Raw genomic sequence first — 13521 nt, 5'->3', positions numbered from 1 at the left:
ACCTCGCCCAGATCGGTGAGGAAGCCTTTGTCGGGAATGCCGGCGCCCTGCCAGCGCAGCAGGTCGACGTCCAGGAGGTTCCAGTCCGCGCGGGGTCGCACGAAGGTGCCCCGCTTCTGCCGCGATCCGATGAGGCCTTTGGAGGCCAGGACGCGCAGAGCTTCGCGCAGGACGGTCTTGCTGACCCCGATCTCCTGTTCCAGCCGGTCCGGGGACAGGAGCGAGCCGGGTGCGTAGGCGCCGCTGACGATCTGCTCCCCGATGATGTCGATGATCTGCTGGTGCAGATTCCGGGTGGGCGGCTGGTTCATGGGGGGCCTTCCGGTGGGGCTGTTCGGGTGCGGGGGACGGCCGGTGGGGCGCGTCATGGTCGCTGTCATGAGGAGGCTTTGACGATCGACCAGCCCCCGTCCACGACGAGGGTGGTTCCGGTGACGTAGGAGGCGTCGGGCGAGGCGAGGAAGGCGACCGTGGCCGCCACCTCCTCGGGGGTGCCGAACCGCTTGGCGACCGTCCCGGCCACGCTGTCGGCCTGCCCCGCCTCGTCCACCCGCTCCCACGCCGCCGTCATGATCGGCCCGGGGACGACGGTGTTGACCCGCACCCGCGGCCCGTACTCGACGGCCAGTTGGCGTCCCAGCGAGCACAGGGCGCCCTTGGCGGCGGCGTAGGCGGGATGGCCCGGAAGGCCCACCAGCGCGTGGACCGACGAGGTCAGCACCACCGAGCCGCCGCTGTCGCGAAGCACCCCGGCGAAGGCGCGCACCCCCAGCCACGCGGCCTTCAGCGTGACCGCCAGCTGGCCGTCCCACTCCGGCTCGGTCAGCTCGTGCGCGGGCTTGACGACCACCGCGTACGCGTTGCTGTGCAGAACGTCCAGCCGACCGTAGCGCCGGCGCACGTGCGCCGCGAGCTCCTCCCACATGGCCGCGGACGACACGTCGCCGTGCCGGTACTCGGCCCGCCCGCCCTCCTGGGTGATCGCCTCAGCCGTCGCCCGCCCCGCGGCATCGGCGATGTCGACGACCACCACCGCCGCGCCCTCCGCGGCCAGACGTCGCGCGGTCGCGGCGCCGATACCGGCGGCGCCGCCGGTGATCACTGCGACCCGGTCACGGAAGCGGTGGCACGTCGTCTGCTCTGTCATGCCCTGAAGGTACAGCTAGACATTAATTATGCAAATACCTTGACAGGGGATGTCCGTGGCCGCAGGCTCTGCCACCAAGACGGCACCGGAAACAGGCTGGAAACAGCATCGCCGCTTCCGAAGCCCCGGAACACGCGATGTGTCGTCGAGACCTTCCACGCCGGGCCGGGCCCCTCGCAGGCCGAGGTCTCACCCGGATCCCTCGGCCGCGAGGCAGCACAGACCGCTGTCCGTGGACCTGCCCGGATCACCCCGCCCGCAACTCGGTCGGGGCTGTGCCGACATGCCCCGCCCCGCCCCACCTCATGCCTCTCTTCCGTCCCTTCCGAGCAGATCCGCTCGTCCTCCCTGGAGTCGATGATGTCCATCACCATGCACCGCCGTACTGTGGCCGCCGCCACGGGCGCCCTGCTCACCCTCGCCCTCGGTACAGCGTGTTCCACCGGTCAGCAGTCGTCCTCGTCCTCCGGGGCGGGTGCCTCGGTCGCTCCGGTGAGTGGCAAGATTTCGATGACCTACCTGCAGAAGCAGGGCGATCAGGAGTACTTCGTGGGAGAGGCGGCCGGGGCGAAGGCCAAGGCCGCTGAGCTCGGCGTCGACCTCAAGGTCGTCAACCTCGGCAACGACGCGAACAAGACCGTCAGCGAGGTCCAGGCAGCCATCGCGCAGAAGACCAACGGCCTGATCGTCGTCGTCCCGGATCCGGCGGTGGGCCCCCAGGTCGTGCAGGCGGCCAAGGACGCCAAGGTCGCACTGCTGACCTCCGACGACCAGATCTGCACGAGCGGCCCGGACCCGGCCGTGTGCGCGAAGACCGACCTCGTCCCCCGGATCGGCTTCTCCGGCGCCCAGATGGGCGGCGAGGTCGGCAAGCGCGCCGCCGACGAGTTCAAGAAGGCCGGTTGGAACCCCGCCGACACCCGCATCATCTCCGCCTGGAAGCAGGACGTCACCGTCTGCGGCGACCGCGTCGACGCCGCCAAGGAAGCCTTCGCAGCCGCGGGCAGCGCGGGCGTCCAGAAGATCGACGTCGCCACTGACAACACCCCCACCGGCGCCCAGGACAAGATCGCCGCCACCGTCACCGCCAACCCCGGCGTCAAGAACTGGATCGTCTGGGGCTGCAACGACGAGAACGTCCAGGGCGGTGTCACCGCCCTGGAGAACGCCGGTTTCAAGGCCGACAACATCATCGGCGTCGGCCTCGGCGCCTACCTCGCCTGCAAGAACTGGAACAGCGGCAAGCCCACCGGCATGAAGGCCGCCCTCTTCATCAGCGGCAAGGACGTCGGGGCGCTCGCCGTCCAGACCCTCTACGACAAGCTCAAGAACGGCAAGGACATGCCCGCCGAGGCCTTCGCCCCCACCACCATGGTCGACGCCACCACCTTCAAGAGCAGCGGCGCCACCTGCAGCTGACACCACCAACCCACACCAGCCCCGACCCGCACACCACGGTCACAGAGCCTCCGGGGCATCCTCGTCGGACGGGTCGGCCGGTGCCCGGTACAGACTCCCGCCGCTGGCCGCACTACCAACGGACACCGCTCGACCCGTCACTGAACCGCCTCGCCGCCGGACGGACATTCCCCTGAGCCGCCCGCAGCCGGCCACACACCGCGACACCGAACCGCTCAACCTGCCCATCCCCCCACAAGGCCTTGGCCGGCGCACGTCGAGAAATCTCTCTCCGACCACCGTGCCCAACCCACCTCGCCGCAGAGAAGCACTCACCTTCCCCTCTCCAGGAGATCCCCATGCAGACCTCCCTTGTGCCGTGGAGCCGTAAGGTTCCGCCGGTTCCCTCATCGCGCAGATCGGCCAGAACCCGAGGGGCGGGTCGGGGACGGGCCTGCGCGGCGCTGCTTGCTGCGGCCGTCGTCGTCGCGCTCGCCGCACCCCTGCCGGCACAGGCCGCGCCCGCCGAGACGGTCGTCGACGTGACGGCGTTCGGCGCCGACCGGACCGGCGCGCGGGACAGCGCCGCAGCGGTGAAGGCGGCCCTTCGGCAGGCCAGGACCGTGCAGGGACCCGTGCGGGTGTTGTTCCCGCAAGGCACCTACCAGATCTACCCGGAGCAGGCCGAGACCCGCGAGCTGTACATGTCCAACACCGTCGGTGCGAAGCAGTCCCTCCGGGACAAGCGCATCGGCATCCTCATGGAGGACATGCGCGACGTCACGATCGACGGCGGCGGCTCGCACCTGCAGTTCCACGGACTGATGACCGCCTTCGCCGCCATCCGCTCCCAGAACGTCGCGGTGCGCAACTTCAGCTTCGACGTCACCGCCCCCAAGGTCGTCGACGCCACCGTCAGCGAGACGGGGGTGTCGGCCGGCCGCGCCTACCGGGTGCTGACCATCCCGCCCACCAACGGCTTCACCGTGGCGAACAACCAGGTCACCTGGCGCGGTGAGACGAGCCCCGCCACCGGACAGCCCTACTGGGCCGGCGTCAATGGCATGAAGTACACCCAACTCCTCGACCCGGCCACGAAACTCTCCTGGCGCGGGGGCAGCGGCGTGCTGTTCAAGGACGTGGCGTCGATGGCGCCGCTGGCCGGCAACAAGCTGCGCATCGACTACACGAGTGCGGCTCCTCCGACCGACCGGGGGTTGGTCTACCAGATGCGGGAGGACACCCGCGACACCGCGTCCGCGTTCTTCTGGGAGTCCAAGGACGTCACCGTGCAGGGGCTGAAGGCCCGCTACCTGCACGGCTTCGGCTTCCTCGGGCAGATGAGCGAGAACATCACCATCGAGGGCAACGAGTTCCGCGCCGACCCCGCCACCGGGCGCAGCACGGCGGGGTTCGCCGACGTGGTCCAGATGTCCGGGGTCAAGGGCGCGGTGAACATCAGGAACAACTGGTTCGACGGTGCGCACGACGACGCGATCAACATCCACGGCACCTACGTCGAGGTCACCGAACGGTCCGCGGACGGCAGGACGCTCACCCTTGCCTACAAGCACCCCCAGACGGCCGGGTTCCCGCAGTTCTACCCCGGCGACAGCGCGGAGGTGGTGGACAAGCGGACGATGGCAGCGGTACCCGGTATCACGGCGAAGGTCGTGTCGGTCGACGGCCCGACGGGCCGGGACCACGACAAGCCGCTGACCACCATGAAGGTCACCTTCGACCAGGTCGTCCCCGCCTCCGTCACCCCCGGGAACTTCGTGGTGGAGAACACCACCTACACCCCCACCGTCGACATCAGCAACAACACCTTCACCAGCATGCCCACCCGCGGCATCCTGGTCACCACCCGCAAGCCGATCGTGATCAAGGGCAACACGTTCGACGGCACCGGGATGTCCAGCATCTTCATCTCCTCCGACGCCTACCAGTGGTACGAGTCGGGCCCCGTCCAGGACGTCCTCATCAGCAACAACACCTTCCTGCGCCCGGCGGACCCGGTGATCCTGATCGAGCCCACCAACCAGGTCCTCGACGCCGGCAACCCGGTGAGCCGCAACATCCGCATCCAGGACAACGACTTCAGCATCGGTGACGTCCGCCTCCTCGACGCCAAGAGCGTCGGCGGCATCACCTTCGAACGCAACGACGTCCGCCGCCTCGATCGCAACACGGCGTTCGCGGCCGAGACGACCACCACGTGCCTGGCACCGGGCACCACCGGCACCGTCCGCACGGTCACCGGCGCGGCACCCTACACGACCCCGCTGTTCAAGTACCGCGCCTCCTCCGGCGCCGTCGTCAAGGACAACGCCTTCGACAACGGGCTGAACCTGCGCGCCGAGCTGAACGCCACCGACGCTGCCCAGGTCACCACCGACGAGGTCACCACCAACGGCACCGACAGGATCCTGCCCCTGCTGCCGACCCTCACCTACACCAGCAGCAACCCCGCCGTTGCCACCGTCGACGCCGGCGGCAAGGTGACCGCCAAGGCCACCGGCACCGCCGTCATCACCCCCGTCACCACCAGCCAACTCGGCAACACCACCGGCAAGCCCGTCACGATCCAGGTCGGCTGCGCGGTGCTGGCGACCTTCCGCACGATGACCGTCGCCGGGACCGGTGACGTCGTCGACGTGAGCGGGGGCAGCCTCGCCGACCGTGCGCCGGTCATCCGCCGACCGAACACCGGCGCCCCGAACCAGCGCTTCGAGTTCCGCCCGCTCGCGGACGGCTACGTGCGCATCGTCAACCAGAACAGCGGCAAGGACCTCGCCGTGCTGGACGCGTCCCTGACCGCCGGGGCCAAGATCATCCAATACACCTACGCACCCGGCATCTACACCAACGACGAATGGCGCTTGGAAGACGCCGGCAACGGCCGCGTGCGCGTCGTCAACCGCCTCAGCGGCCTCTACCTCACCGCCGGCGCCACCCAGAACAGCCAGTTCGAACAGCGACCCTACGACAACAGCGGCAACCTGCAGACATTCACCATCAACTGACCTCCCGCCGACGCGGGGCGCCGACGGAGGCATGCGATCCGCCGCCGGCCGACCCCTCACAGCGAAAGCCCTGACTTGATCTTCAATCCCTGCCCGTGGTCGGACTGTCGTCCGGTCACGGGCCCCGGCTTTCTGCGGTGACGTTCCAGAGAGTGCTCCATGTCCTGGCGACGACACGACCGGGGAGGAGGAGCTTTCGGTTCTGGCCCGTGGGTGTCCGTGGTGAACGGCGTCGGTGAGTCGGCTCGGCCGGCGGCCGGAAAAGGGGAAGGAGCGGGCGCCGGGCGGGCCGCCAGGGCCCTCCGCCGGGTCCGCAAGCACATAAGGTCACCACCTCCAGACACTTTCACCGGCTCGTTTGCCCCGCCATCAGGCCCACCGTCAGGGCAGCGGTTCGGCCTGCTGCTCCCCGGCGATCATCGGAGCACCAGCCCGGCCCAATCCAGAGCGAGCGGGTGAAGGGCGGCTCACCCCGCGGCACGGCGTCCGGAGAGCCGGTCCGCCCCCGCCGTACTGTCGCCCGCGTGGGCGGGTGGGCACGGGCCTGCTCCCGGTCCGGCCGCAACCATTTCCCGGCCGGACCGGGCGGCTCACCCGGCCCGCTCTCCCGGGCCTGGTCTCGACGGTCTCGTTGTCGTCCTGGAGGAGTATGTCGTCCGGTCTCCGTCTGTGTGACAGCGTTCCCGTTCGCTCGGAGGTGTCTACGTGTAGGTCGGGCCGACGTTGCCCCAACCGGGCTGTTCGTCGGGCTTCGCCAGTTCCTTCAGCGCGTCGTCCTCGGCGTCGGCCGTCCGGTATGCCGCCGCCGACTGCTCGCGAATCGCCCGCACCTGGGCCGGTGGCCGGCCGTCGGCGAGCTCGTCGGACGCCTTCCCCAGCAGGTACTCGTCTCCCAACTCTTCGAAGCAGGGCAACCGCCTGCTCACCGGCCCCCACCGCCTTCCCGAACTCGCCGACATCCCGCCACACAGCGCCGAGGTTGCCCCACGCCATGCCTTCGCCGTGGCGGTCGCCGAGGTCGCGGCAGATGTCGAGGGCGCGCTGGTGGGCGTCGAGGGCGTCATCGAAGCGCCGCACCTCCTGGAGGGCGCCGCCGAGGTTGTTCCAGCGAGAGGGCCTCCAGGCCGGCCAGAGCGGGCTGGTGGTCGGCGACGAACCGCACGAACGCCTCCACCCGACGCCACATAGCCATCGACGTCCCGTGGCTCGACCACCGGTCGGCCGCGCAGTGCGGGGCGAACAGCGCCGCCAGGGACCGCTGAACGGCCTCCGCCACCGGCAGCCGCCCGATGTCGTACTTCCGGACCTACCCGTGCACGTTGACATGGCGCACCACCAGGCCGCCCGCGTCCAGAGGATCCGGGCGAGCGTGTCCGGCCGGCGGCAGCACCGCTCGGCGCCCGCGCCCGCTGATGCGTTCACTTCCTGCTCCAGCGGCCCTCCGATGTCCTGAACGCCGTCGCAGTGCCGGGCGATACGGGCGAACACCGCATCAAGCTCCGCGACCGGCGCCGTAGCCCCGCTCTCCTGCCCGCCGGCGTCGGCGGCCGCGAGCATCGCCCACGCTCCAGGTCCGCGTCACCGGAGCCAGTGGTGACGTCGGGTATTGGAACTGTCTCATGCCTCTGTGATCAGAGTGGTGCGAGGATCATGAGAACCTCGTCGCGGGTATCGTTGGGGGCAAGTCGGAGGGCTTCGGGCCAGCGTCCGATCTCGCGCCATCCGAGGCGTCCGTAGAAGTCCTCAAGGCCCTCGCCGCCGCGGGCTGCCAAATGCAGCTGTTCAAGGCCGAGCTCGTCGCGGGCGATCTTCCGGAGCTCGTGGACGAGGGCAGATCCGATTCCGCGGCCACGGAAGGCGGGGTGAGTCTGGAGATGGTGGACGGTGCCCCAGTGCCCGACGAGCCGGTAGGGATCGCGGTTGAGGATGACCCATCCGGCAAGGACGCCGTCGACCTGGGCGATGAGGAGCCGACTCTGCTGCGGGTCGAGACGGCTGAGGAGCTTGTCCGCGACGGGCGTGACGTCATCGAGTGTGACCGGAGGGAACGGGAATCCGGCCGCGCCGCCGGCGTTGGTGACCGCGATCCAGCAGTCGATCAGCTCTTGCCGGAGTTCGGCGGCGACGTCGTGAGGGTTGGTCATCTGGACAAGGTGGAGGGCGGCGTCATTCGGCATGGGCGGAGGATGCCAGAGGGGTCTGACATCCCCCTGGAGTCAGGGCTCGTAGTGGGTCGGCTGAATTCCGCGGCGTGGTTGGCCCAGTCCCCGGCGGATAAGACATTGCCGGGCGACGGCGACGTCGGTGTGGATGCCCAGGGTGCGGGCGAGGATCGCGGCGGGAATCTCGGTGGCGAGCTGGAAGAATGCGGTGCTGCGGGCCTGGTTGGGCCGGATACCCAGGTTGTTCAGCCGCTGCGTCAGCTGTGTGGTGCTGATCGGCCATCCGGGCCACTGGACCCCGGTCCGGTCCACGTACAGGATCGCGTCCATGATGTCGCGCAGGTCGTGCTCGGGCGGACGACCGAAATCCAGGGCCCTGCCCCGGCGCTCGAAACGCCACGCGGCAAGAACCGGCTCGATCAACTCCCATCGTGCATCGGACAGATCACTCGGATACGGACGTCGATTCGCCATGTCTCCGGCGTACCGCCGCAGACCGAATGCGCCCAGGCGCACGGCATCGCCGATGGAAGCACACGACCGATCACGAACGCCGGACATCCTGGGACGAGACAGAAGTACGTCGCCTTCCGCCCCATCCACAACCTCGCACGCCCCACAGATGTCGACCGCATCAAAGGCCTCACCCGCACCGCAGTCACACACCCCGAGAACCATCTCATACAGGGTCGATCCAGATGAAAACGACCTCTAACGCCGTTTAACGTCCGGCCTCGAACGATCGGTCGACAGCGTCACCCGTACGGGGGTTCCCCGGACGCCGGAGCGGCCTTCGCGTGATCCTGAACTCCGCGACGAGGTACAGGAATCAACGTGAAGGCCGTGATGAATGAGTGTGACGAAGAACGATGCCCGACGGGAAGCGTTCGCGGAACTGTCATGCTTCCGGGCGGACATCTACGACTGCCTGGACGGACGCGGCGACGCGTTGTTCGAACTGGCCGACGCGCTGCTCTGCACGGACGGCCCGGTGAAGACGCTGGTGGACCTGTCGCTCTCGCCGGAACACCGACGCGGGCACGGTGCCATGTACGGCGCGCTGAACAAGGGCCGCCTGGACGTCGGCCGCCTGCGGCGAACGCTGGCGGGCCTGCCGCTTCCCCGGGCGGCCGATGGCCGACTGGTTCTGGCGGTGGACGTCTCGCCCTGGCCGCGGCCGGACGCCGCGACCGCGCCGGACCGCTCGTTCTGCCACACGTACGGCCGGGGCAAGGACGAGCACCGGATGATCCCGGGCTGGCCCTACTCGGTCGTGGCCGCACTGGAGACCGGCCGCACCTCCTGGACCGCGATCCTGGACACGGCCCGACTTGAGCCCGGCGCGGACGTCGCCGCCGTCACTGCCGTCCAACTCCGTTACGTAGTAGAGGGGTTGCTTGCCGCCTGTCAGTGGCGCAAGGGTGACCCGGAGATCCTGGTCGTCCTGGACGCCGGGTACGACGCGCCGCGCATCCACCACCTGCTGGCCGGTCTGTCGGCGCAGATCCTGGGCCGGCTTCGCTCGGACCGGGTGATGCGCCGCCCGGCACCGACCCGCGCGGAGTTCGCCCTGGCCAACCCGGCCGGGGGCCGGCCGCCCAAGCACGGCGGTGAGTTCGTCGTCGGCCAGAGCGACACCTGGGGCGAGGAGCAGGCGGTGACCGTCACCGACACCCGCCTCTACGGCAAGGCCACCGCCCGGGCCTGGGACCGGCTCCACCCCAGGCTCACCCGGCGCGGGGCCTGGCTCGACCACGCCGACGAGCTGCCGGTCATCGATGGCACCGTCATCCGGCTGAGCGTCGAGAGGCTGCCCAGCGGCGGGGTCAACAAGCCGGTCTGGCTCTGGTGGTCCGGCACCGGAGCCACCCCGGCTGATGTCGATCGCTGCTGGCAGTCGTTCCTGCGGCGGTTCGACATCGAGCACACGTTTCGCCTGTTCAAGCAGACGCTGGGCTGGACGAAGCCGAGGCTTCGCAGTTCGGAGGCGGCCGACCGGTGGACATGGCTGGTGATTTTCGCCCACACGCAGCTCCGCCTCGCGCGCCCGTTGGCCGCCGACCTCCGTCGGCCGTGGGAGAAGCCGGTCGAGTCGAACAAGCTGACCCCGGCCCGGGTGCGGCGGGGGTTCAGGAACCTCCACGTGCAGAGCCCAACGCCAGCGCGAGCACCGAAACCCTCCCGGCCCGGCCCCGGGCGCCCGCTCGGTTCGAGAAACAGCCGTTCGGCGACCCGTCACGACGTGGGACGGGTCCTCGCCACCGGCGAGGCGTACACCAGACCCGCTCACCACAAGAAGGGCACCAAGCCCCGGCGCACCGGCTGATGCCGGTCAACGGGCGGGGAAGGCCAGCAGCTCACGGTCCCATTCATCGGCTGCACGCAGCAGCTCAGCCTCAGTGAGCTCGATCTCCACCTCATACGGGGCCAGGTCGCCCTCGGTGTCCGGCCGCCACGGCGGCGAGGCCTCAAGCGACAGATGGACGCGGACCCTCACTGCCCCGTCGGTGCGTCCGGCCAGACTGAAGGCCAGGACCGGTTCGATGAACGTCAAGGACGGCGACCACCCGCCTTCCCTGTCTGGCTGGGCCACAGCGACCCTTCCCCCAGCCGCAGCCCGCAACCAACGGGACAACCGTCGCCCCTCGTCGGTCAGCAGGACCGGATCGCTGAAGGACCAACGACCGTCGGGGGCCGTCACTCTGCCACCGATGATGAGCCAGTTGTCGTCGTAGGAGTCACCGCTCGTCGCGGAGAACTGATAGCCCACAGGCCGCAGCTCGACACTGCGTTCGTCGCTCGTCAGTAGCACCGCCACAGGATGTCACGGGCGACTGGGCGACTGGGCGACTGGGCGACTGGCGCGGAGACCCGACTGGCCGATCGGTCCCCGCGCTCACGGCTGGAACGTTAAACGGCAAGCGTACGTCCAGCAGCTCGGGCATTCGAGCAGGTGCGAGGAGGTTCGGATGTAACCGGGCGTCAAGCTCAGGGCAGCCAGCCGGTGCGAGTCCGGTCCGGGGAGACGCCAGGGTCCCCGGTAGCTGACTCCCGGCGTCGTTCGAGAGGGCGGCGTCGAAGTGGAGTGACAAGCGTCCTTCGGGGGCGTGCGACCGACCAGTCCGCAACATCAAGTGAAGCCTGCAGCGCCGTCATTTAACCCCCGTCCCGGAAGGGATGGGCCAAGGAGGAGCCGAGCCTGTGCTTGTAGGGCGAAGGCCATGGAAGGCGTCCCAGATCCTGGAGCGGGCGCGCAAGAACCTCCCGGCGTAAGGGGCGTGGAATGGTCGGAAGGGTGTCCTGGGAACTGGAGAGGGCCTACTCGGCCCCGGGCGTGCGGCCCGGGAAGCGTGGCTCGCCTATAACCGGCAGAACCGGGAAGTGGCGGGCTGTCGAGAGGCAGTCGGAGGGGGTCGTAGTAGTGCCGATCGGCGGGACAACACAACCCGTCAGGAGCGAAGGGCCCCTGCTTCATCGATGCGTGACACGAACAAGGAGGTGCCCGGGTGAGTGCCGAAACGGCTATGTCCGCCCGCCGGGAGGACACAGGCCGCGTTGAGCGGCGTCCTCTGGACAAGGTCCGAGCCTTGCAGTGGACGCTCTACCGCTGTGCCAAGCAAGAACCCGAACGCCGGTTCCATGCCCTGTACGGCCACGTCCACCGCATGGACGTCTTGTGGCGGGCGTGGTCCAGCGTGTGTGCGAACCGGGGCGCCCCCGGCGTGGACGGCGTGAGCGTCGACGCGGTGGCGGCCTCGGGGGTGGATGAGTTCCTCCAGGATCTGTCGGAGCGGTTGCGGACGCATGCGTATCGTCCGTCGGTGCTGCGGCGGGTCCAGATTCCCAAGCCGGGGCGGCCGGGGGAGTTGCGGCCGCTGTCGATCCCCACCGTGGCGGACCGGGTGGTGATGACGGCCGCGAAGCTGGTTATCGAACCAATCTTCGAGGCCCAATTCACGGACACGAGCTACGGTTTCCGTCCCAAGCGGTCCGCCATCGACGCGTGCGAGGCTGTGCGCGTCGCGGCGAACCAGCGGCAGGAGTGGGTGTTCGAGGCCGACATCCGGGACTGCTTCGGGACGATCGATCACGACGCGCTGATGGCCCAGATGGCCAGGCGAGTGGTGGACCGCTCGATGCTGAAGCTGATCCGGGCGTGGCTGCGGATGGGAGTACTGGAGGGCGGGGTGACCTCACCGACAGGGGCGGGAACCCCGCAGGGCTCACCGATCTCTCCGCTGTTGGCTAACGTGGCTCTGCACGTCCTCGACGAGGCATGGCAGACGCGCGGCCGGCGGCTGGGGACGTTGGTGCGCTACTGCGACGACTTCGTGGTCCTGTCGCCGACCAGACAGCGCGCCGAGCAGGCACGCGAGCTGGCGGCGGAGGTGCTGGGCGAGCTCGGGATGCGCCTGCATCCGGAGAAGTCCGGCATCGTCTGTCTCACCAGGGGCGGACAGGGTTTCGATTTCCTCGGATTCCACCACCGGAAGGTGGAGTCGTGGAAGTGGCGGGACAGGTTCTACCTGCAACGCTGGCCCTCGGCACGGGCGTTGGGGGTGCTGCGGGACAAGGTCCGCGCGGCGACCTCCCGGTCCCGGACCGAACGGCCGGTAGCTGCCGTGGTGGCCGACCTCAACCCCGTCCTTCGGGGTTGGGCCGCGTATTTCTGCAACGGGAACTCCGGGCGGAAGTTCAACGCGGTCGACGGCTACGTCCACGAGCGGCTGGCGATCTTCGCCAGCCGAAAACATGGCCGCGCGGGCCGGAACTGGACCACCCGCTACACCTATGGGTGGATCAGTCGGCTCGGGGTCTACCGCCTGACCGGAAACGTACGCAGGGCGGCGGTGCATGCCAGTCGGTGAACGGTGTCGGAAAGCCGTGTGCGGGAGAACTGCATGCACGGTTTGAAGCGGCGGGGACTGGAAACGGAGCATCAGCCACCGCGCCAGTCCCCGACCCTACTAAAGCTTGTTCCGGAAGGTCCGGGACTGGGCATTTCTCCGGTATGGGTGGGGTGCTGCGGGCTGAGCCGGTCTGGGTGGAGACGTTCACGGGGCTGCGGATGCGGCAGTTCGAGGGGAGCGGGGTGGCAACGGTGCGGGCAGCGGCAGGCCGTGGTGCCTGCCGCTGCCCGACCGGGTCCTGCTGGTCGCCGTGTACTACCGGACCAATCTCACGATGCGCCGGCTCGCGCCGCTGTTCGGGATCTGGACGGCCACGGTGTGCCGCATCGTCCAGCGCCTGGGCCCGTTCCTGGCCCTCGAAGCCGCTCCACGCCCACAACCGGGCGTGGAGCGGCTGTGGATCGTCGACGGCACCCTGATCCCCGTACGCGACCGCAGCATCGCCGCCTCCAGCCGCAACTACCGCTTCTCCGCGAACGTGCAGGTCGTCGTCGACGCCGACACCCGCCTCGTGGTCGCCACCGCCCGCCCCGTGCCGGGCAACAAGGCCGACGCGCACGCGTGGCGCACCTCCGACCTGCCCGCCACCTGCTCCGGCACCACCGTCCTCGCCGACGGCGCCTACATCAACACCGGCCTTGCCGTCCCGCACCGCAGACGCGCCGGCCGTCCCCACCTGCGGGCCCAGGAGGAGGACAACGCCGAACACCGACGCGTACGCGCCCGCGTCGAGCACACCTTCGCCCGCATGAAGAACTACAAGATCCTCCGCGACTGCCGACAGAAGGGGGGGGGGCGGGCCCCCCCCCGGGGGGCCGGGGGCCCCCCCCCCCCCCACCCCCCCCCCCCCAGAAAACAACACGGGGCGAACACAAAAA

9 protein-coding genes and 3 pseudogenes are annotated in these 13521 nt (G+C 69.4%); 5 read left to right on the top strand and 7 right to left on the bottom strand.

Going from position 1 to position 13521, the window contains the following annotated elements:
• Positions 1-311: GntR family transcriptional regulator (locus tag ABZY91_RS37710; RefSeq protein WP_355408236.1), on the bottom strand; the 311-nt coding region annotated here is incomplete at its 3' end.
• A gap of 65 nt (positions 312-376) precedes the next feature.
• A complete protein-coding gene (locus ABZY91_RS37705; protein WP_355408234.1) occupies positions 377-1147 on the bottom strand; it encodes an SDR family oxidoreductase in 771 nt (256 codons plus the stop codon).
• A 360-nt stretch (positions 1148-1507) separates the two neighbouring features.
• Between ABZY91_RS37705 and ABZY91_RS37700 the strand changes: the two genes are divergently transcribed.
• Positions 1508-2566 carry a substrate-binding domain-containing protein gene (locus tag ABZY91_RS37700; RefSeq protein ID WP_355408232.1) on the top strand — a complete coding sequence of 353 codons (1059 nt, stop codon included), beginning with the start codon at positions 1508-1510 and terminating at the stop codon, positions 2564-2566.
• 521 nt (positions 2567-3087) lie between these two features.
• Positions 3088-5571, top strand: coding sequence for an RICIN domain-containing protein (locus ABZY91_RS37695; RefSeq protein WP_355408230.1), 2484 nt, complete (start codon positions 3088-3090; stop codon positions 5569-5571).
• 701 nt (positions 5572-6272) lie between these two features.
• On the opposite strand, the gene ABZY91_RS37690 is transcribed toward ABZY91_RS37695, so the two are convergent.
• The 4 genes and pseudogenes from ABZY91_RS37690 to ABZY91_RS37675 all read right to left on the bottom strand — a co-directional run.
• Positions 6273-6485 carry a hypothetical protein gene (locus ABZY91_RS37690; protein WP_355408238.1) on the bottom strand — a complete coding sequence of 71 codons (213 nt, stop codon included), beginning with the start codon at positions 6483-6485 and terminating at the stop codon, positions 6273-6275.
• Positions 6486-6531: 46 nt separating this feature from the next.
• Positions 6532-6897: pseudogene (locus ABZY91_RS37685) on the bottom strand (tetratricopeptide repeat protein); the annotation flags it as partial.
• Between the two features lie 305 nt (positions 6898-7202).
• Entirely contained in the window at positions 7203-7748 is a 546-nt protein-coding gene (locus ABZY91_RS37680; protein ID WP_355408228.1) for a GNAT family N-acetyltransferase, read from the bottom strand.
• A gap of 273 nt (positions 7749-8021) precedes the next feature.
• A pseudogene (locus tag ABZY91_RS37675) lies at positions 8022-8207 on the bottom strand (transposase); the annotation flags it as partial.
• 376 nt (positions 8208-8583) lie between these two features.
• Here ABZY91_RS37675 and ABZY91_RS37670 point away from each other — a divergent pair.
• Positions 8584-10059, top strand: a complete 1476-nt coding sequence (locus ABZY91_RS37670) for an NF041680 family putative transposase (RefSeq protein WP_355408226.1) — start codon at positions 8584-8586, stop codon at positions 10057-10059.
• A 6-nt stretch (positions 10060-10065) separates the two neighbouring features.
• Here the strand turns inward: ABZY91_RS37670 and ABZY91_RS37665 are convergent, their stop codons facing one another.
• Entirely contained in the window at positions 10066-10545 is a 480-nt protein-coding gene (locus ABZY91_RS37665; RefSeq protein ID WP_355408224.1) for a hypothetical protein, read from the bottom strand.
• Between the two features lie 694 nt (positions 10546-11239).
• Between ABZY91_RS37665 and ltrA the strand changes: the two genes are divergently transcribed.
• Together ltrA and ABZY91_RS37655 are read left to right on the top strand one after the other, a co-directional pair.
• Positions 11240-12601 carry a group II intron reverse transcriptase/maturase gene (ltrA, locus tag ABZY91_RS37660; RefSeq protein WP_355408222.1) on the top strand — a complete coding sequence of 454 codons (1362 nt, stop codon included), beginning with the start codon at positions 11240-11242 and terminating at the stop codon, positions 12599-12601.
• 143 nt (positions 12602-12744) lie between these two features.
• Positions 12745-13439 (top strand): annotated as a pseudogene (locus ABZY91_RS37655) (transposase family protein); the annotation flags it as partial.
• Positions 13440-13521: the final 82 nt, after the last annotated feature.

It is taken from the genome of Kitasatospora sp. NPDC002965, from assembly GCF_040611255.1.
Taxonomy (GTDB): domain Bacteria; phylum Actinomycetota; class Actinomycetes; order Streptomycetales; family Streptomycetaceae; genus Kitasatospora.
This window is presented reverse-complemented; position numbering and strand designations above follow the sequence as displayed.

Excerpts from the sequence above, each read along its gene's own strand:
- ABZY91_RS37670 (WP_355408226.1), top strand. The coding sequence starts at position 8,584 with ATGAGTGTGACGAAGAACGATGCCCGACGGGAAGCGTTCGCGGAACTG.
- ABZY91_RS37680 (WP_355408228.1), bottom strand. The coding sequence starts at position 7,748 with ATGCCGAATGACGCCGCCCTCCACCTTGTCCAGATGACCAACCCTCAC.
- ABZY91_RS37705 (WP_355408234.1), bottom strand. The coding sequence starts at position 1,147 with ATGACAGAGCAGACGACGTGCCACCGCTTCCGTGACCGGGTCGCAGTG.
- ABZY91_RS37700 (WP_355408232.1), top strand. The coding sequence starts at position 1,508 with ATGTCCATCACCATGCACCGCCGTACTGTGGCCGCCGCCACGGGCGCC.